24 protein-coding genes are annotated in these 17,889 nt (G+C 65.9%); 13 read left to right on the forward strand and 11 right to left on the reverse strand.

Annotated elements, in window-relative coordinates:
- The first annotated feature begins 31 nt into the window (after window positions 1–31).
- A complete protein-coding gene (locus ACH49N_RS00240) occupies window positions 32–784 on the forward strand; it encodes an SOS response-associated peptidase (RefSeq protein WP_358270688.1) in 753 nt (250 codons plus the stop codon).
- Here ACH49N_RS00240 and ybaK read toward each other — a convergent pair.
- On the reverse strand, window positions 771–1,265 hold the full coding sequence (gene ybaK, locus ACH49N_RS00245; protein ID WP_358270686.1) for a Cys-tRNA(Pro) deacylase: 495 nt from the start codon (window positions 1,263–1,265) through the stop codon (window positions 771–773). The two genes, ACH49N_RS00240 and ybaK, sit on opposite strands and share 14 nt — an antisense overlap.
- 123 nt (window positions 1,266–1,388) lie before the next feature.
- On the opposite strand from ybaK, the gene ACH49N_RS00250 reads away from it, so the two are divergent.
- Both ACH49N_RS00250 and rsrA read left to right on the forward strand, forming a co-directional pair.
- Window positions 1,389–2,123: a sigma-70 family RNA polymerase sigma factor gene (locus ACH49N_RS00250; protein WP_109335199.1), complete on the forward strand. Its 735-nt coding sequence runs from the start codon at window positions 1,389–1,391 to the stop codon at window positions 2,121–2,123.
- Window positions 2,120–2,401: a mycothiol system anti-sigma-R factor gene (rsrA, locus tag ACH49N_RS00255; protein ID WP_159925901.1), complete on the forward strand. Its 282-nt coding sequence runs from the start codon at window positions 2,120–2,122 to the stop codon at window positions 2,399–2,401. The genes ACH49N_RS00250 and rsrA overlap by 4 nt, the downstream gene beginning before the upstream one ends.
- A gap of 71 nt (window positions 2,402–2,472) precedes the next feature.
- Here the strand turns inward: rsrA and ACH49N_RS00260 are convergent, their stop codons facing one another.
- A complete protein-coding gene (locus ACH49N_RS00260; RefSeq protein ID WP_022597109.1) occupies window positions 2,473–2,547 on the reverse strand; it encodes a 50S ribosomal protein bL37 in 75 nt (24 codons plus the stop codon).
- Between the two features lie 92 nt (window positions 2,548–2,639).
- On the opposite strand from ACH49N_RS00260, the gene ACH49N_RS00265 reads away from it, so the two are divergent.
- Together ACH49N_RS00265 and ACH49N_RS00270 are read left to right on the forward strand one after the other, a co-directional pair.
- Complete coding sequence (locus ACH49N_RS00265) at window positions 2,640–2,855, forward strand: biotin/lipoyl-binding carrier protein (protein WP_005240095.1); 216 nt, start codon at window positions 2,640–2,642, stop codon at window positions 2,853–2,855.
- 24 nt (window positions 2,856–2,879) lie between these two features.
- Window positions 2,880–4,391 carry a sensor histidine kinase gene (locus ACH49N_RS00270; RefSeq protein ID WP_159925903.1) on the forward strand — a complete coding sequence of 504 codons (1,512 nt, stop codon included), beginning with the start codon at window positions 2,880–2,882 and terminating at the stop codon, window positions 4,389–4,391.
- A gap of 114 nt (window positions 4,392–4,505) precedes the next feature.
- On the opposite strand, the gene ACH49N_RS00275 is transcribed toward ACH49N_RS00270, so the two are convergent.
- Both ACH49N_RS00275 and ACH49N_RS00280 read right to left on the reverse strand, forming a co-directional pair.
- Window positions 4,506–4,760, reverse strand: a complete 255-nt coding sequence (locus ACH49N_RS00275) for a WhiB family transcriptional regulator (protein ID WP_005240099.1) — start codon at window positions 4,758–4,760, stop codon at window positions 4,506–4,508.
- 240 nt (window positions 4,761–5,000) lie between these two features.
- Entirely contained in the window at window positions 5,001–5,954 is a 954-nt protein-coding gene (locus tag ACH49N_RS00280) for a diacylglycerol kinase family protein (protein ID WP_358270683.1), read from the reverse strand.
- Window positions 5,955–6,029: 75 nt separating this feature from the next.
- On the opposite strand from ACH49N_RS00280, the gene ACH49N_RS00285 reads away from it, so the two are divergent.
- Window positions 6,030–6,443: a hypothetical protein gene (locus ACH49N_RS00285; RefSeq protein ID WP_109331244.1), complete on the forward strand. Its 414-nt coding sequence runs from the start codon at window positions 6,030–6,032 to the stop codon at window positions 6,441–6,443.
- Between the two features lie 4 nt (window positions 6,444–6,447).
- On the opposite strand, the gene ACH49N_RS00290 is transcribed toward ACH49N_RS00285, so the two are convergent.
- Together ACH49N_RS00290 and ACH49N_RS00295 are read right to left on the reverse strand one after the other, a co-directional pair.
- Window positions 6,448–6,927 carry a GNAT family N-acetyltransferase gene (locus ACH49N_RS00290; protein WP_159925907.1) on the reverse strand — a complete coding sequence of 160 codons (480 nt, stop codon included), beginning with the start codon at window positions 6,925–6,927 and terminating at the stop codon, window positions 6,448–6,450.
- The gene (locus tag ACH49N_RS00295) at window positions 6,924–7,538 is read right to left on the reverse strand and encodes an acid phosphatase (RefSeq protein WP_250764841.1); all 615 of its coding nucleotides are present in this window, start codon (window positions 7,536–7,538) and stop codon (window positions 6,924–6,926) included. The genes ACH49N_RS00290 and ACH49N_RS00295 overlap by 4 nt, the downstream gene beginning before the upstream one ends.
- A gap of 69 nt (window positions 7,539–7,607) precedes the next feature.
- Here ACH49N_RS00295 and ACH49N_RS00300 point away from each other — a divergent pair, with 69 nt between their 5' ends.
- Complete coding sequence (locus ACH49N_RS00300) at window positions 7,608–8,405, forward strand: ParA family protein (RefSeq protein WP_159925909.1); 798 nt, start codon at window positions 7,608–7,610, stop codon at window positions 8,403–8,405.
- Here the strand turns inward: ACH49N_RS00300 and ACH49N_RS00305 are convergent.
- Together ACH49N_RS00305 and ACH49N_RS00310 are read right to left on the reverse strand one after the other, a co-directional pair.
- On the reverse strand, window positions 8,377–9,207 hold the full coding sequence (locus ACH49N_RS00305) for an SDR family oxidoreductase (protein ID WP_358270680.1): 831 nt from the start codon (window positions 9,205–9,207) through the stop codon (window positions 8,377–8,379). The two genes, ACH49N_RS00300 and ACH49N_RS00305, sit on opposite strands and share 29 nt — an antisense overlap.
- A 7-nt stretch (window positions 9,208–9,214) precedes the next feature.
- The gene (locus tag ACH49N_RS00310; protein WP_358270678.1) at window positions 9,215–10,033 is read right to left on the reverse strand and encodes an NAD(P)H-dependent oxidoreductase; all 819 of its coding nucleotides are present in this window, start codon (window positions 10,031–10,033) and stop codon (window positions 9,215–9,217) included.
- A 100-nt stretch (window positions 10,034–10,133) separates the two neighbouring features.
- Here ACH49N_RS00310 and ACH49N_RS00315 point away from each other — a divergent pair, with 100 nt between their 5' ends.
- Both ACH49N_RS00315 and ACH49N_RS00320 read left to right on the forward strand, forming a co-directional pair.
- Window positions 10,134–11,090 carry a helix-turn-helix domain-containing protein gene (locus tag ACH49N_RS00315; protein WP_358270676.1) on the forward strand — a complete coding sequence of 319 codons (957 nt, stop codon included), beginning with the start codon at window positions 10,134–10,136 and terminating at the stop codon, window positions 11,088–11,090.
- Window positions 11,091–11,157: 67 nt separating this feature from the next.
- Entirely contained in the window at window positions 11,158–11,571 is a 414-nt protein-coding gene (locus ACH49N_RS00320) for a VOC family protein (RefSeq protein ID WP_358270674.1), read from the forward strand.
- On the opposite strand, the gene ACH49N_RS00325 is transcribed toward ACH49N_RS00320, so the two are convergent.
- Window positions 11,563–12,777, reverse strand: a complete 1,215-nt coding sequence (locus ACH49N_RS00325; RefSeq protein ID WP_358270672.1) for a hypothetical protein — start codon at window positions 12,775–12,777, stop codon at window positions 11,563–11,565. The two genes, ACH49N_RS00320 and ACH49N_RS00325, sit on opposite strands and share 9 nt — an antisense overlap.
- Window positions 12,778–12,786: 9 nt before the next feature.
- The gene (locus ACH49N_RS00330) at window positions 12,787–14,379 is read right to left on the reverse strand and encodes a DEAD/DEAH box helicase (RefSeq protein ID WP_317764650.1); all 1,593 of its coding nucleotides are present in this window, start codon (window positions 14,377–14,379) and stop codon (window positions 12,787–12,789) included.
- Between the two features lie 324 nt (window positions 14,380–14,703).
- Between ACH49N_RS00330 and ACH49N_RS00335 the strand changes: the two genes are divergently transcribed.
- Together ACH49N_RS00335 and ACH49N_RS00340 are read left to right on the forward strand one after the other, a co-directional pair.
- Window positions 14,704–15,384 carry a ferritin-like fold-containing protein gene (locus ACH49N_RS00335; protein WP_159925921.1) on the forward strand — a complete coding sequence of 227 codons (681 nt, stop codon included), beginning with the start codon at window positions 14,704–14,706 and terminating at the stop codon, window positions 15,382–15,384.
- A gap of 120 nt (window positions 15,385–15,504) precedes the next feature.
- Window positions 15,505–15,735, forward strand: a complete 231-nt coding sequence (locus ACH49N_RS00340) for a DUF3107 domain-containing protein (RefSeq protein WP_109331225.1) — start codon at window positions 15,505–15,507, stop codon at window positions 15,733–15,735.
- Window positions 15,736–15,798: 63 nt separating this feature from the next.
- On the opposite strand, the gene ACH49N_RS00345 is transcribed toward ACH49N_RS00340, so the two are convergent.
- A complete protein-coding gene (locus ACH49N_RS00345) occupies window positions 15,799–16,470 on the reverse strand; it encodes a TetR/AcrR family transcriptional regulator (RefSeq protein WP_109331224.1) in 672 nt (223 codons plus the stop codon).
- Between the two features lie 81 nt (window positions 16,471–16,551).
- On the opposite strand from ACH49N_RS00345, the gene ACH49N_RS00350 reads away from it, so the two are divergent.
- Both ACH49N_RS00350 and ACH49N_RS00355 read left to right on the forward strand, forming a co-directional pair.
- Entirely contained in the window at window positions 16,552–16,728 is a 177-nt protein-coding gene (locus ACH49N_RS00350) for a hypothetical protein (protein ID WP_358270670.1), read from the forward strand.
- Window positions 16,729–16,818: 90 nt separating this feature from the next.
- Window positions 16,819–17,832, forward strand: coding sequence for a DUF3152 domain-containing protein (locus ACH49N_RS00355; RefSeq protein ID WP_358270772.1), 1,014 nt, complete (start codon window positions 16,819–16,821; stop codon window positions 17,830–17,832).
- Window positions 17,833–17,889: the final 57 nt, after the last annotated feature.

Genomic DNA, 17,889 nt, shown 5'->3' on the forward strand with positions numbered 1-17,889 from the left:
GGTGTCGGTTGTCTGTGCCACTCTGGTGGGTATGTGTGGCAGGTATGCGACCACTGCGGATCCGGCAACGCTGGCGACCGACCTCGATGCCATCGACGAGGTGGGGGAGGAGCCGGGTCGACCGGATTTCAACGTCGCCCCGACCACCGAGGTACTCACTGTCCTCGACCGCCACGACGCGCGTCGTGTCCGGCGGATGAGATGGGGGCTCGTCCCGCCGTGGTCGAGGAAAGTCGGCGACGGACCCGTCCTGTTCAACGCCCGCGCCGACTCGATCGACAAACCCGCGTTCCGGAACGCATTCACCCACACGCGGTGTCTGGTGCCGATGGACGGGTGGTTCGAGTGGAAGAACGAACCCCCGGGCGGCCAGGGACGGGCGTCGGGCCGAACCGAGAAGATTCCGTACTATCTGTCGCCGCAGGACGGTTCCCGCCTGTACGTGGCAGGGCTGTGGTCCGTATGGCACGACCGGTCGGTGCGCGACCCCGCACCTGTCCTGAGTTGCGCCATCGTCACGGTCGACTCCGCTGCCCAGTTGGCGGATGTGCACGACCGGATGCCGCTCGTGTTGCCGCGCGATCGGTGGGACGCCTGGCTCGATCCTCGGCAACCCGCGTCGGCCGATCTACTGACGGTCTCGACCGAGGCCATCGCCGACATCGGGATCCTCCGGGTGTCGACGCGAGTGAACAGCGTCCGGAACAACGGACCCGAGCTACTCGAGCCCGATCCGGGCACGCCCGACGAAGCACGGGCAGGAGAGCAACTCAGCCTGCTGTGACGGCGGCGACCACCGCTCCGCTCAGCCGCACCAGGTCGGCCGGCGCGAGTTCGATCTCCACACCCCGGCGTCCCGCACTGCACAGCACCCGATCCCACTTCATGGCGGAGGTGTCGATCACGGTGGGAAGGATCTTCCGCTGCCCGAGCGGCGAGATGCCGCCGAATACGTAACCCGTCGACCGCTCCGCCTCGCTCCGATCGGCCATCACGGCTCTACCCGCCCCGAGTGCCGCCGCTGCGGCCTTCAGCGACAGCATGTCCGGCACCGGCACGACCGCGACGGCGAGCTTGCCGGTGTCGAGTTTGATCACGAGGGTCTTCAGAATCTGATGGGCCGCGACCCCTACCGTTTCGGCGAGCGCGTCGACGGCCTCGGAGCCGTACGACTCGGCGCGCGCGTCGTGCGCATAGGTGTGTATCCGGTGCGCGACGCGCTGTTTACCGAGCAGGGTGGTCGCGGGGGTCGCAGTTCCGGCCATGGATGAACACTGTGCCATCTCCTCCCGGCGGCCTCAGGAGTACGTCCCGGGAACACAGTCGGGGGCAGCCGTGTTGGTACGGGCAGAAGCAAGCGTCCAGTGAAGGGAGTGGTCCTACTCGTGATGGCCACGGTAGCGGAGCCCACGTCGCGTCTGCAGTTGGCGGTAACCTTGACGCCCACGGCGACCGAAGGGATCAGCGTGCACGAACATGACCGTCCGAAGGCAGACCGACCCGAGCCCCAGGACGAGTTGATCGCGCGTTTCGAAAGGGACGCGCTTCCACTTCTGGATCAGTTGTACGGTGCTGCGCTGCGGATGACGCGCAACCCTGCGGATGCCGAAGATCTGGTGCAGGAAACGTACGTGAAGGCATACACGGCATTCCGGTCGTTCCGTGAGGGCACCAATCTCAAGGCCTGGCTGTACCGGATCCTGACCAACACCTACATCAACTCGTACCGGAAGAAGCAGCGGCAGCCCGCGCAATATCCCACCGACGAGATCACGGACTGGCAGCTGGCCGCGACGGCAGAGCATTCGTCCACCGGTTTGCGGTCCGCCGAGGTGGAGGCGCTCGATGCCCTTCCCGACGACGACATCAAGGAGGCGCTGCAGGCGCTGCCGGAGGAGTTCCGGATGGCCGTCTACTACGCCGATGTCGAGGGATTCCCGTACAAGGAGATCGCCGACATCATGGGTACCCCCATCGGGACCGTGATGTCGCGTCTGCACCGCGGACGTAAGCAGCTGCGCGGTCTGCTGAGTGACGTCGCACGTGAACGCGGCTTCAACCGGGGTGACGGGGAGCTGCCGGCCGAGGCAGCCGTAGGTGCGGATCAGGAGGTTTCCCGGTGAGCGAGCAGGACGAATTCGAGCAGCTCGACTGCTCCGCGGTGATCGCCGACGTCTGGCTGATGCTGGACCGCGAATGTGATGCAGCCGCGCGCGCGCGGCTGCAGCGGCATCTCGACGAGTGTGGCTCCTGCCTCGAGGCCTACGGGATCGAGGAGAAGGTCAAGAGCTTGGTGAGCCGCAAGTGCGGTGGCGAGCACGCCCCCGAGAGCCTGCGCCAGCGGCTCTCCGTCGAGTTACGGCGGACCATCCTGATCACCGAGACCGAACGCGAGGCTTAGGGCTTCAGACAAGCAATCAGGGGCCGGAAAGCGTGCTGCTTTCCGGCCCCTGATGTGCGTTCTACGGCGCGTCAGGCGTTGGGACGCTTGCCGTGGTTGGCGGCGTTGCCCTTGCGACTGCGCTTCTTGCGACCACGCTTACCCATGAGTAGATCTCCCTTCTTTTCACTACAGTGTTCCACGTGTGGTTGGGTGTCTGTGCAACAGGGCTTTCTCGACCCCGGGAGTAAGGATCACGATGGCAGAAGACGTGCGCGCCGAGATGGTGTCGACGGTGTATCAGGTTGTGGTCAGTGCGGGTGACGAGGTGAAGGAAGGCGACACCCTCGTCATTCTGGAGTCCATGAAGATGGAGATTCCCGTCATCGCCGAGGAGCCCGGCACCGTCACCTCCGTGGACGTCAAGGTCGGCGATGTGATTCAGCAGGGCGACCTCATCGCCGTCATCTCGTGAGCTGACCCGAAGTCGCCTCAGCCGATGTCCACCCTGAGCGATCTGCTCGCCGAGCACACCGATCTTCCCGGGTCCGCTGTCGATCACCTGCAGAGAGTGGTCGGGGAGTGGCAACTCCTGGCCGATCTGTCGTTCGCCGACGTGCTGCTGTGGGTCGAGGATTCTGCCTCCCCGAAAGAAACGCGGACGGTGATCTGCGTCGCCCACTGCCGGCCCACCACCGCGTCGACCGCGTATCCCGAGGACGTCGTCGGAACGGTGGCCTCGGAGTCCCAGCATCCGCAGGTGTTGCAGGCCCTCGTCGAGGAGCGGGTGGTGCGGCCGACGGATGGTGGCACGCATGCCGGTCTGCCGCCGCGGGGCGAGGCCGTCCCGGTGCGCTGGGGCGGCGAGGTGATCGCGGTACTCAGCCGGGACACGAACCTGTCGCATCAGCGGGCGCAGAGCCCGCTCGAAGTGGCCTACCTCGACTGCGCCGAAGACCTGTGCCAGATGATCAGCGACGGCACCTTCCCGATCCGGGAGTCGCGGTCGGACACCAATTCCAGTCCCCGCGCCGGCGACGGCTTCATCCGCCTCGACACCGAGGGTCGCGTCGTCTATGCCAGCCCCAACGCGTTGTCCGCCTATCACCGCATGGGTCTGAGCTCCGACCTGGTGGGACGCAACCTGGCGGCCACGACGCGGTCACTGGTCACCGACCCGTTCGAGTCGCAGGAGGTTGCGGGCTATATCCGCGACACTCTGGCAGATATCCCCGGCAGGCGGATGGAGATCGAGGCGCGGGGAGCGACGGTGCTGCTGCGTGCGCTGGTCCTCAAGCCCGGCGGTAAGCGGGTGGGCGCTGCCGTCGTCGTACGCGATGTCACGGAAGTCAAGAGGCGCGATCGAGCGCTCCTCAGCAAGGATGCGACGATCCGTGAGATTCATCACCGGGTCAAGAACAATCTGCAGACTGTCGCCGCCCTGCTCCGATTGCAGGCGCGACGCACCAACAACGAGGAAGCGCGCCAGGCGCTGACGGAATCCGTGCGCCGGGTCACCTCGATCGCGCTCGTGCACGACACGTTGTCGATGTCCGTGGACGAGGAAGTGAACCTCGACGAGGTCGTCGACCGGCTGGTGCCGATCCTGTCCGACGTGGCAACCGTGAGCACACCCATCAAGGTCCGGCGTGAGGGAAGTTTGGGAGTGTTCTCCGCGGAACGGGCCACACCGCTCGTCATGGTCCTGACCGAACTCGTGCAGAACGCCATCGAGCACGCCTTCGAGCCCGGTGCACCAGGGACGGTCACGATGCGCGCCGAGAGGTCCGCACGCTGGCTCGACGTGGTTATCCACGACGACGGGAAGGGCCTGCCGCCCGGTTTCAGCCTTGAACGTTCCGATCGTCTCGGCCTGCAGATCGTCCGGACACTCGTGGCCGCAGAACTGAACGGTTCCCTGGGCCTGCACCCGGGAACGGACGGCGGAACGGACGCAGTGCTGCGGGTTCCGCTCGGCCGCCGCGGTCCTCGCTACTGGAACGCGACGTGACGGCCCACAAAAGCAAGAGGGTGCACAAAGCAAGAGGGTGCACAAAGCAAGAGGGTGCACAAAGCAAGAGGCCCGGCACCATGTGGTGCCGGGCCCGTCTTCCTCGAAGTACTTCTATACGGTCGTGCGGGCCCGCGTGCGCGCGTTACGGCGCTTGAGTGCGCGTCGCTCGTCTTCGCTCATGCCGCCCCAGACACCGGCGTCCTGGCCCGACTCGAGAGCCCAGGACAGGCATTCGGCGGTGACCGGGCAGCGGTTGCAGACAACCTTGGCATCGGCGATCTGCGCGAGAGCCGGACCGCTGTTGCCTACGGGAAAGAACAACTCGGGGTCTTCGTCGCGACAGATTGCCTTGTGGCGCCAGTCCATCCTTCTGCTCCTTAACTGGGTGCGTAATGCACCGTTTTGTCTTGGTGAGTTCATCTGTGCGTAGAGAATGTTTCCGCACTGTTGCTTGTGAATGCTTTCACGAACTGGCGGGATGTCAATAGAAATCCGCCGCACCGTGGGGGAACTCACTTTCTAAGGTCGCCCTATGAGGCGCGCCGTCCTTTGTACCCCATGGCAGCCCGGCCCGCGAGGTGGAAAACCCGATTTCTCGAGGTCTGCTCAGGATTTGGGCGCAACCACGTCCAGGGCCTCCGGCACCGACACGAACTCCACGTCGTTGCACAGGCCGATGTAATCGCCGTCCATCTGCAGTCCGATCGGCCGGGACGCCGAGATCCGCACCGACGGCACGTCGTCGACCCTGATGAGCTTCTTCGCGCGCGGACTGGCACCGGGGGTCAACAACTGGCGGGCAACACGAAGTGTGGTGACGATCGACGTGGAGGTCATGGCGAAGACGCCGAGCCCACTGTCGTAATTCGTGTCCGGGTTGGTGTGGACCTCCCGTTTGTTCAGATACGTCCACGGACTGGCATTCGACACGAATGCGTAGTGGACGCCCTCGACCCGTTCCTGCCCGGGAACGTGCACCGTGAGCGTCGGCTCCGCGTTCTTCGACCGGAAGAAGACCCGGACCGCTGCCCGCACGTACTGGGCGGGCGTGGCCGGTCGGCCGTTCTTGCGGTGGGCGTCCACGGCCTCACACACCGCGGCGTCCCACCCGAGACCCGCGTTGAACGCAAACCAGCGGTTGTCGCAGTGGGCCAGACCGATCCTGCGCAGCTCGCCGCGCGCCAGCAGGTCGATGAGCTGGTTGGTGGCATCGACAGGATCGGCGGCGATGCCGAGGGACCGGGCGAACACGTTCGCCGAACCTCCGGGTACGACGGCGATCGGCGGAACCAGTCCCACCGACTCGACTCGTGTCGACCCCGGCGGGGGAGTACCCAGGAGGCCGTTGACGACTTCGTTGACGGTGCCGTCGCCGCCGTGGACGATGATCAACCCCATTCCGTCCACACAGGCCTGCTGCGCAAGTTCGGCGGCGTGGCCGCGGTGCGTCGTGTGCACCACCGTCAATCGCACTCTGCTCGACAGTGCATGAGCGAGGAGGTCGCGCCCGGCGGGGGTCGTCGAGGTGGCATTCGGATTGACGATCAGCAGCGCGCGCACAGGGACCAAGACTAGTGGGGCGTTGTGTGTCACCGTCCCGAGCCTGCCGGCGTCTCGGTGTTCTAGGCTTGCCGCGTGCCGAAGCCGCCTCTCAGCCAGTCCACGCCCGCAACGGTCCGCTCCGCGGGTGCACTGGTGTCGCTCGAGGGTGCCGTCGCCGTCGGGGTGGCCGTCGTGCTGGTTGTGCGTGGGCTGCTCGGTCACGATCAGAGTGTGAGCAGCGGCTACGGAACCGCGGCATGGTTCGCCATCCTCGGTGGCGCAGTGCTCGCCGCGGGCGTGGCGTTGATCTTCGGCAGGCGCTGGGGTCGGGCCATCGCGATCGTCGCGCAGTTGCTCCTGCTCCCGGTGGCGTGGTCGCTTCTCACCGATTCACACCAACCCGTGTTCGGTGTCCTGCTCGGGGTCGTGGTGATCGGTGCTCTCGGCTGCCTGTTCAGCAGCCCCACGTCGAAGTGGATGGCCGCCGAATACGGTCAGGACGAATGACAGCTCAGCTCACCTCGGATGCCAGCTTTCCGAGCGGGTCCCCGGTGAGCCGGTAGGTGGTCCACTCGTCCTGAGGATGAGCGTCGAGCGATTCGTAGAACTCGATCGACGGAGTATTCCAATTGATCACCGACCACGACAGTCGCGTGTAGCCGTTGTCGATGCACTCCTTGGCGAGTGTGGCGAGCAGCGCTTTGCCGTGCCCGGCACCTCGTTCGGAGGGGCTGACGAACAGGTCCTCGAGGTAGATACCGTGGGTGCCGTCCCACGTGGAGAAGTTGCGGAACCAGACTGCGATGCCGACCACGCGCCCGTCGTCGCTCTCGGCGACGTGCGCAAAGGTGGACGGCTGCGGTCCGAAGAGCGCGTCCTGCATTTGCTCTGCCGTGACGGTGCACGCGTCGCGCGCCTTCTGGTGTTCGGCGAGCTCGTAGATCATGGCCGTGATGGCAGAGACGTCCTCGGGTCGTGCGCGTCTGATCATCGGGAACCTTCCTCGATCGTCACGTTGTGAGTGACCAGTTGTTGTGCGCCGTGCTCGAAACCCAGTATCGAGTAGGCGCCGGGCGACAGTGCGAATCGGCGCCCCTCGCTGACCGGCAGATCCGCCCACCGCGCGATGAGGGCGCGAGAGAAGTGGCCGTGCCCGACGAGGATCACGTCGCGGTCGGGAAGCTGCGAATGGGCAACCGAGAGGACGAGATCGCATCGGGCGTGAATCTGCTCCGCCTGTTCTCCGCGCGGACAGGGATGAGTCCACACCGTCCAGTCGGGCACCTTCGTGCGTATGTCCGGCGTCGTCAGGCCCTCGTAGGCGCCGTAGTCCCATTCGACGAGCGCGTCCCACGTGCGGTGGATCTTCAGTCCCGCGAGCTGAGCGGTGTCCTGGGCGCGGCGGCGGGGGCTGACGATCACGAGTGGGTTGCGCAGTCGCAGAGCGTCGAGTGCGGTGCCCAGCGTCCGGGCCTGCCGTTCGCCCACGTCGGTGAGCGGGATATCCGTGCGACCTGTGTGTTTACCGGAACGCGCCCATTCTGTCTCGCCGTGCCGGAGGAGGACGATCCGACGTTCTGACGGCGAATCACTCGGTGGCATTGATCCATCATGTCAGTCGAATCGCGTGTAAGGCTCGCCTCGAGGGGCGAAGTAGGACAGGATCGAGCCGTGACAACGGTTCTTGCAGTGGCAAATCAGAAGGGTGGGGTCGCCAAGACCACCACCGTCGCTTCTCTGGGTGCGGCGCTCGTTGCGCTGGGCAACAAAGTCTTGGTGGTCGATCTCGATCCGCAGGGATGTCTGACCTTCTCCCTGGGCCACAATCCTGACCGTCTCGAGGCCTCGGTCCATGAGGTGCTGACCGGCGATCTTGCTGCGAAGGATGCCGTGATCCCCACCGAGGACGGTGTCGATCTGCTTCCTGCCACGATCGACCTGGCCGGTGCGGAAGCGTTGCTCCTGATGCGGCCTGGCCGCGAGTTCGCCCTCAAGCGTGCTCTGGCATCGCTTCTGGACGACTACGACACCGTCATCATCGACTGCCCGCCGTCGCTCGGGGTGCTCACGCTCAACGGTCTCACTGCTTCACAATCGGTGCTGGTCCCGCTGCAATGTGAAACGCTCGCTCATCGCGGTGTGGGCCAGCTGCTGCGGACGGTCCGGGAGGTCCAGCAGATCACCAATCCCGACCTCGTGCTGCTCGGTGCGCTGCCCACGCTCTACGACGCCCGGACGACGCACAGTCGCGACGTACTGTCCGATGTGTCCGACAGATACGATCTGCCGGTCCTGTCGCCGCCGATTCCGCGGACCGTCCGGTTCGCGGAGGCGACGGCGTCCGGCGCCACCGTTCTGGCAGGGCGCAAGAACAAGGGTGCGCAGGCCTATCGCGACCTGGCGGACAACCTGGCGAAGCACTGGGCCGGGTCCGAGCTGGTCACGTTCTCGACTGGAAGTGCCGAGTAAGGTCCTCAGGGGTCGGGTTCCAGGCCGCGGGCCAATCCTGTTGCCGGAGTAGTGCATCGGTGCCGCCGTCGGCGAAAACGACACTTCCGCAGAGGAGTGTGGAGCCCGGTCCCACCAGGAACTCGACCACGTCTGCGATCTCCTCGGGCCGGCCGCGGCGTCCCAGTGGTACGGGGTAGAAATAAAGGGCTTTCGCCAGCTCGGGGTCGAGGTCGGGTCCGTTCGTCATCGGTGTGTCGATCATCCCAGGTGCGACGGCGTTGAGGCGGATCTTCCGCCCGACCCATTCGGCGCGGACGGCTTCGCGCCGGACCCACCAGGCCAGCGCCAGCTTGGACGCCGGGTATGCCGGAATGGCGGTGGCCTCGTCCCCGAGTTCCAGGGCTCTGGCCTCGTCGCCATCGAGGCATGCGGCTACAAGGTGTTCCGGGATGCCCGGTTGGGTGGTAGTGCTGCTCGACGAGATCACGACCACCGACGCACCCTCGGCCCGCTCGAGCGCCGGCCGCAGTCCGGTGGCGAGGTCGACAGCGCCGAAGTAGTTGACAGCGACGAGTGTCCCGCCGGGAGCGTGGGAGAGCGGTCCGAGTCCCGCACAGCACACGAGCCCGTGCACGACTCCTTCGCTGACCTCGGTTACTGCCGCCACCGCCGCAGACCGGCCTTCCGGGGTCGACAGGTCGGCGACGACGTCGGTGTTCGCGAGGTCGACACCGATGACGGTGTGACCGGCAGAGGTGAGTAGCTGACCGGTGGCGGCGCCGATGCCTGACGCGGCGCCCGTGATCACGTAGGTTGCCATTGAAGAATTAGAACACGTTACAGCTCTGGCGAGGGCGGGAGTTCTGCTCGGATCGTGTCACTTCGCCATAGTGAGCCCGGAATCCCGTGGTTCCGGGAGAGCGATCGGCGCGCAACACGAATCGGGAGTCGTAGTCGCCACCGTTCTGGGAGCGGAAGGCAATCGGTCGGTTCGTGAACAAGCCGGCGAGATGCCGCTCGAGACGTGCCGCTACCTGGCCGAATTGCTCCTCGGCGAGCCGGTCGGCACTGTCGACGAGGAACGGTGGCATCACCGACATGCCCGTGTACCAGAAGATCCCGTGCTGGATAGGGAACAACAATTCGTCCATTGCTCCGTTGATGCCGCGCGGCCCGACACTGTCCGCGCTACCGCCGAAGCTCACCACCGTCAGGGCCCGCTTGCCGGCAAGCATTCCATCGCCGTATCGCCGCGTCGAACCGTCCGCCCCTCGCACTCCGTAGCCGTACCCCTCCACGAAGACCCGATCGAACCATCCCTTGAGGATGGCCGGCATCCCGTACCACCAGAGCGGGAACTGAACGACGAGTGCGTCGGCCCAGTCCAGTTTGCGCTGCTCGGCGAGAATGTCGGCGGCCAGTGTCCCCTGCTCGAGCGCCTGGCGTGAGCGCTGCCCGATATGGAGGCGTCGATCGTGCTCGTGGCGGAAGTCTGCTGCCGTCACCACGGGATTCCAGTCCATCGCGTAGAGATCGGACGACCGGACCTCGTGCCCGTCGACCGTCAGGGTTCGAAGCGCCACCTTCCGCAGTGCGGCGTTCAGCGACCTGGGTTCGGGATGAGCGGATACCCACAAAATTCTCATCTGCACCCCTTCGTGTCGGGTTCCTCGTCTTTGTCGAGTGTTCACCGGACGCGAGCGCACCAACAGTGGCCAGGCAGCCACTATGTGAAAGAATCGGGCCATGGCTCACCGTGTCGTCGTATTCGTGCGCGATGGTGTCCTCCCGATCGAATTCGGGATCGTCCACCGACTGTTCGGTGAGGCGAGGACGGCGGAGGGTGAGCGGCTGTACGAGGTCCGGACCTGCGCGCTCGCCCCCGGAAACATCCGTACCGACACCGACGTCACGCTCTCGGTGACACACGGACCCGAACTGCTCGATACCGCCGACACCGTGGTCGTCCCGGCGTCGGAGCAGGATTACGATCCTCCCGAGGACGGGAAACTGCCACGTCCGCTGGCCGACGTGTTCGCGCGAATCCGTCCCGGCACCCGTGTCGCGTCGATTTGCACGGGATCGTTCGTTCTCGCGGCCGCCGGCCTGCTGCACAACCGCCGCGCGACCACGCACTGGAAATCGGCCGACGCGTTCCGGCGGCTCTACCCCGACGTCGATCTCGACCCCGGGGTGCTCTATACCCACGACGGCGAGGTGCTCACCGCGGCGGGTGTGGCGTCGGGAATCGATCTGTGTCTCTACATGATTCGGTGCGACCACGGGGCGTCGACAGCGAACGAGGTGGCCAGGGGCACCGTGGTGCCGCCGCATCGGAGCGGGGGTCAAGCCCAGTTCATCACCGAACCCGTTCCGGAGACCGGCACCACCTCGACTTCGGCTGCGCGGGCCTGGGCGTTGTCCCGGCTCGACCAACCAGTGTCCCTGCGCGAACTCGCTGCGCAGGAGTCGATGAGCGTGCGCACGTTCACGCGGAAATTCCGCAGGGAAACAGGCATGTCTCCGACCCGGTGGCTCGTCGAGCAGCGCATCAACCGCGCCCGGGAATTGCTGGAGAACACCGACCTGCCGGTCGACGAGGTCGCGGACGCATCAGGTTTCGGCTCCGCCACCTCCCTGCGGCAGCATCTGGGCCGCACGCTCGGGGTGTCCCCAACTGCCTACCGGGCCACCTTCCGCTGACCGGACGGGTCGTGTGTGTGCTCATTCGTCCAAGCCTCGGGGGCTCGGCCACGTTACCGTCGCAGGCATGACGCCACCGAGCACGATCCCGAAAATACGGGCGCAACCGCTCGTCTCCGTAGCCGACGTCGAACGGGCCGCCGACTGGTATTGCCACGTCCTCGGAGCGGTGAGCGGCCACGGGGGATGCGAGTACGAGCAACTTCTCGTCGACGGAGTTCTGATCCTGCAATTGCACAGGATCGACCTCGGCCACCATCATGGCGCGCTGTGTGACCCGGCGCTGCCGAGGGGTAACGGGGTGGCGATCTGGTTCGAGGCCGGTGACTTCGACGATGTGCTGACACGAATACGAGATTCGGATGCCGACGTCGTCACCGACGTTCACTTCAATCCCAATGCGGGCCACCGGGAAATCTGGTTGCGTGACCTCGACGGCTACCTTGTTGTGATCGCGGAATCCTCCACCCCGTCAGCGTAGGACGGTGATCCGGTCGCCACGTTGCTCGATGACGAGGTCGCCCGCCACAGCGGTGGTGATCGGTCCCGTACCGGGATCGCGTTCGACCGGAATGGTTCTCAGCCGTGCACCCGTCGACAGGTCGAGAACGGCGATCCCGTCGTCGACCGGGACGAGGAGGCTGCCCGCCATGACGGCCCCGGGACCCAGGGCGCCGGGAAAGCTCCACCGGGGCGCGAGATCGGTGGCGCCCAAAGTCACGACATCGGAACCCGTCCACCACGTGATGGCGGAACTGCTTGCCGCAGTGACCGAATCGGGCCCGACCGCCGTGGTGAGAGGGTACTCGGAGACGGCGTTGCCGGTGCCGTCGAACAGACCGATCCGCGGACCGGTGGACTTCCCGCCGGGTAGATAGGCGGCAATGGTTTCACCGGACACGCCGAGAACCCGAGCACCCTCGACCCCTGCCTCGACGCCCGCGAGGACGCTGGACCCGTACTCTTCGGGCTCTTGATTGTCCTTCGGTGACGGGTTCATGACGGTCAGTCGGTCACCCTCCTCGCCGGGGCAACGCTCGAGCACGGCGAGCCGGCTGCTGCTGGAACCGACGTCGAGCAACGTGCATCCGCTGCGAGGCTGTTTACCGGGGTTGACGGGTGCGCCGACGCGGCCGTATTCGACGGTGCGCACCAAATCGGAGCGCCACAGCTCGAGGCGGCTGTTCCCACGCGAGGTGACATAGGTTCCATCCGCCGACAACATCACTTCGGGGTCGGCGTCACTCGAACGCTGCGCTACCCGGGCACCGGTGCCGCCCTCGAGTTCCGTCACCTGAGAGCACCCTCGCTCGTCGCGGTAGACCGCCACGACTTTGTCCCACGAGGCGGTCACACCGCACAGCTCACGATCCCGGGAGTACCGCCACAGCTCATCACCGGACGTACGGTCACGTCCGACGACGTCACCACCGTCCGCGGTCACCACGGCGCCGGCGACGACGAGAGGTGCAGTGGTGACGGGGCTCGACGCTTCCCACAGCGGATCGAGAGTCTCGGGCACGGCCAGAGCCGTGACGAGTGCAGAGGGCGGCTCGGCCGCCGTCACCGAAGTGGTGCCCCGGGCGTCGCTACGGAACCACACGACGACCAGGGCGACCGTCACGATCAGTGCGATTCCGGCCGCGACGGCGAGATCGGCGCGCGAGCGCCGCTCAGGTGCGAGCACGGTAGTAATTTACTCCGCGTTCGTCGTGGCGCCGACCTTCGAGGTCCGGCGGCGACGACGACGGCGCGGCGTGGATGCACCGTCACCCTCGGTGTCGCCGGAAGCAGCGGATTCGGGGGCCGTCGTCTCGGCTGCGACCGACTTGGGGCCGACGCTGTCGGCAGGATGCCCACCCCGTGTGCGGCGCCGGGTACGGGTGCGAGTCGGGCGAGGAGCCCGCTCGGTGCTGTCGCCGTCCTCGACGGGCGCGGGCTTCTCGGCTTTCGCCACCGGAGCCGCCTTTACCGAGCCGGTCGCCTCCGCCGGGATCGACAGCTCTTCGTACAGGTGGGGTGAGCTGGAGTAGGTCTCGACGGGGTCGGGAATGTCGAGGCCCAGGGCTTTGTCGATGAGCTGCCACCGCGGAATGTCGTCCCAGTCCACCAGGGTGACCGCGATGCCGGTGCGGCCCGCCCGGCCGGTGCGGCCGATCCGGTGGACGTACGTCTTCTCGTCCTCCGGGCACTGGTAGTTGATGACGTGGGTGACGTCGTCGATGTCGATACCGCGGGCGGCGACATCGGTGGCGACGAGGACATCGATCTTGCCCGTGCGGAACGCCTTCAGCGCCTTCTCGCGAGCGACCTGATTGAGGTCGCCGTGGACGGAGCCCACCGAAAAACCGCGCTCGGCGAGGTCGTCGGCGACCTTCTGGGCGGTGCGCTTGGTGCGGGTGAAGATCATCGTCGCGCCGCGGCCGTCAGCCTGGAGCACGCGGGCCACCATCTCCGCCTTGTCGAGCGCGTGCGCCCGGTAGATGTGCTGGCTGGTCCGGTCGTGCACCGCAGAGTCGTCGGCCTGCTCGGCGCGGATGTGCGTCGGCTGGGTGAGGAACGTGCGGGCCAGCGTGATGATCGGGCCCGGCATGGTCGCCGAGAACAGCATCGTCTGACGCTTGTCCGGCACCATCCCGAGGATGCGCTCGATGTCGGGCAGAAAGCCCAAGTCGAGCATCTCGTCGGCCTCGTCGAGAACGAGGACCTCGACCTTGCCCAGGATCAGATGACCCTGGTTGGCGAGGTCGAGCAGGCGGCCCGGGGTGCCCACGACGACGTCGGCGCCCTTCTGGAGCGTCGCAATCTGCGTTTCGTAAGGGCGGCCACCGTAGATGGCGAGGACCTCGAGCTTGTTCTTCTCGCCCTTCAGGTACTTCGCCGCGTTGTCGAGGTCCTTGGTGACCTGGATGCACAACTCGCGGGTCGGCACGATGACCAGTGCCCGGGGGGTGCCGTCGAGCTTGGCCGTTCCGGTGGTGCCACTGGAGATGCGGTGAAGCAGCGGGACACCGAAACCGAAGGTCTTTCCCATGCCCGTGCGGGCCTGACCGATCAGGTCGTCGCCTGCGAGGGCGAGCGGCAGGGTCAGTTCCTGGATGGCGAACGTGCGCTCGATGCCCTGCTCGTCGAGAGCCCGGACGATTTCGTCACGAACACCGAGTTCAGCGAAGGTGGGAGCAACGTGAGTGGAGTCGAGTTGCGCAGACAGCGTGGTCTCGGTCGCGTCGTCTTCATGGTCGACAGTGATCTTGCTCAGGGGACTAGCCTTCCTCGTAGCTGCACGCACGCACGAGGTAAGGGCCAGGCCGCTGTTCGGCCCGATTTCCCAGTCGACGCTTGTCGAGGTCCTCTTCCGAGTGATCCTGCCTCTGCCTCAGCGCGGAAATTCGCAGAATTTCGGCGAGGCGCGGCTGGGACCGTCGATCAGGTGCGCGCACATTATCGGTGGAGAACCGCTGATCACATCGTGAACGCGATCATTGCCGGACCGGCGTTCGATGGTGACGAACGTGGCGACGAGCGGTTATCCACCATCATTGTAGCCGGACAACGCCCGCTCGCCGGTTGCTCATGGGGAATGTCACTCCCCGACGCACTAGGCTGGGGCGCCATGGAGCCCAACACCCCTGCCTCGTCGAACTCGACCATTCCCGCTGATCATCCCGGTGTCAGCGAACTCTTCGCGGTCCTTGCATACGGCGAGATCTCCGCCTTCTACCGCTTGTCTGAGGACGCGCAGATGGCGCGAACCCTCGAGGGCAAGGTCGCGCTCGCCAGCATGGCAGCCGCCGAAATGGGCCATTTCGAAATGCTCGAGCACGCGTTGACCGCGCGCGGATTCGACATCTACGAAGCCATGGACCCGTTCGTGCGCGCGTTGGACAACTACCACGCCTCGACGACGCCCTCCACCTGGCTCGAGGCGCTCGTCAAGGCCTATGTCGGTGACGGAATCGCCGCCGACTTCTACCGCGAAATCGGCCATTCCCTGCCCGCCGAGGCGGCCGGAACCGTCGAAGAAGTGCTGTCGCAGACGGGCCACTCGGAGTTCGTCGTGCACGAGGTGCAGCGGGCGATCGCCGCCAGCAACCGGGACAAGGACCGCCTCATGCTGTGGGGCCGGCGTCTGCTCGGTGAAGCGATCACGCAGGCGCAATTCGTGTTGGCGCAGCGCGAGGCGCTGACCGATCTCGTGATCTCCGCGTCGGGAGACCTCAATGGTGTCGTCGCCCTGTTCGACCGCATGCAGAAGATGCACGCCGAGCGCATGGCGGTGCTCGGTCTCGTGTGACATCGCCCGTGCGGGCGGCCTGTTCGCTCAGGGCACAGCGCACCTGCGCGCCCCGGCGGGGCCGACTGCATTAGCCTGGCCAGGACAGCTGATGTTTCTCGGAGAGTTCGGAGGTTGACCGTGGAGGTCAAGATCGGTGTAATCGACAGCCCACGTGAGCTCATCGTCAGCAGCGAGCAGACCCCGGACGAGGTCGAGACATTGGTCTCGGGCGCCCTCGGTGGCGGTGACGGGATCCTGTCCCTGCAGGACGACAAGGGACGCAAGTTCCTCATCCAGGCGGCGAAGATTGCGTACGTGGAGATCGGTCCGTCGGATATCCGCAAGGTCGGGTTCGCTCCCACTGCGTGACGGTGTACGAGAAAGGGCCCGCAGCCGTAACCGGCTGCGGGCCCTTTCTCGTACACCGAGGTTCTAGCGCTGCTCAGGATGCAGCGGCACGCGGGACAGACCACCCCACGCCAGGGTGACGGTGGTGTCGACCGCTTCTTCCTTGGGAATGGGACGCGCCGCTTCGAGCCAGTAGCGCGCCGTGAACTGACTTGCGCCGACCAATCCCACGGCCAGGATGCGGGCGCGATAGGGATCGAGACCGGAGTCGTGACTGACGAGGTCGAAGACGGCGTCGACGCACGCCTCGGTGGCCTGCTCGACACGGCTCTGAACCTGAGGTTCGCCCATCAGGTCCGACTCGAACACCAACCGGAAGCCCTGCGAATCGTTGTCGACGAAGTCGAAGAACGCCTGGACCGCCGCACGGACGCGCTGCTTGTTGTCGGTGGTCGATCGCAATGCCTGACGGACACCCGAGATCAGGCTGTCGACATAGCTCTGCAAAACGGCGACATACAACTCGAGCTTGCCGGGAAAGTGCTGGTAGAGGACGGGCTTGCTCACACCGGCGCACTCCGCGATCTCGTCCATACCGGCAGCGTGGTACCCGCGCGTGACGAAGACCTCGCTGGCTGCAGCGAGTAGCTGCAGTCGCCGGGCGTCGCGGGGGAGACGCGTACTGCGCCGCGGCCCGTTACCCTTTCCGGTGGTGGCGTCGCGATCGGAGTTCGTCCGATCTGCGAGTTCAGTCATAGCGCTTTCCAATCTGCACAAGTATTCCGCGTCACATTCTGTGTAACTGTGTGAACGATACCCGCGCGTAGGAATCCGTTCATGGTGGACTCACAGGTCGATGTCCGACTGCAATATTGCCTGACCGGTAACTGCCCGGATCCCCGCTTGCGGCTATACCAGCTGGCACGGGTTGCCCCAGTGTTGCGGGTGGTCCGGGGCGGACACGCCGAAGAGGACATCGGTGGACGGCTGGGACGAGCTGATGCCGGACTGTGAGATTCTGGCGTCGTGACTGACCGAGGAGGACCGCGCGTGCGCGGCAGGGCTCCCGAGAGCTCCGATCACGGGGAGTGGCAATCGCGCAGCCTGAATCAGCGTGTCGCCGCACCCGGTGCCTCCCGGTCCACTCCCCGGGCGCAATCCCATCAACCTCTCCGTGCGCAGTGGGATCCGATCACCGGGGACGTCACCAAACCCCGGACCCCGCGGCCGGAACGGCAGGTTCGGAAACAGAGCAGGGTGGGCCGATTCGTCTCCACCTATGGGTGGCGCGCCTATGCGATACCGATCCTGTTCGTGGTCACGATCTTCGTCGTGGTCGACGCGGTGCGCGGCACTGGCGCCGGAGACCCGGCAGCGAGCACCGACACTCCCGGATTCGGGACGCTGTCCCGGGACACGGACGGCTCGAGCGTCATCGGAGTGCCTCCCGAGGCGGATGGAAACTTCGCGGCGGATCTGCCGTCCGGAGCGTTGCCGGAAGGCGGCCCGTTCACCACTGCGGGGGCCCGCACGTGGCGGGTGGTGCCCGGCTCGGGTCCCAAGGTCGGACAGGGTACCGAGCGGGAGTTCACCTACTCCGTCGAAATCGAGGACGGCGTCGACACCTCGGGATTCGGGGGCGACGAATCATTCGGGCGCATGGTCGACCAGACCCTGTCCAACCCGAAGAGCTGGACCAAGGACCCACGGTTCGCGTTCCGGCGGGTAGACCAGGGCGACCCCGACTTCCGCGTGTCCCTGACCTCCCAGATGACCATCAGGGAGGCCTGCGGATACGACATCCAGCTCGAGGTGTCCTGCTACAACCCCGGGATCGACCGTGTCCTCCTCAACGAACCCCGCTGGGTGCGCGGAGCCATCGCCTTCCAGGGTGACATCGGTTCGTATCGGCAGTATCAGATCAACCACGAGGTCGGTCATGCCATCGGCTACCAGGATCACCAACCCTGTGAAACGGAGGGCGGTCTCGCCCCGGTGATGATGCAGCAGTCGTTCGGCACCTCCAACAACGACATCGCCGAACTCGACCCCGAAGGCATAGTGCCCAAGAATGGCCTGACGTGCCATTTCAATCCTTGGCCGTTCCCGCGTGGCTGAGTTGAGCTCATGTGTCCCGCCGGCGTGGCGGGGGGAAGAATGGGGGTTGCCGGGGTG

The organism is Rhodococcus sp. NPDC019647 (assembly GCF_044389235.1).
In the GTDB taxonomy this organism is placed as follows: Bacteria; Actinomycetota; Actinomycetes; order Mycobacteriales; family Mycobacteriaceae; genus Rhodococcus_F; species Rhodococcus_F oxybenzonivorans.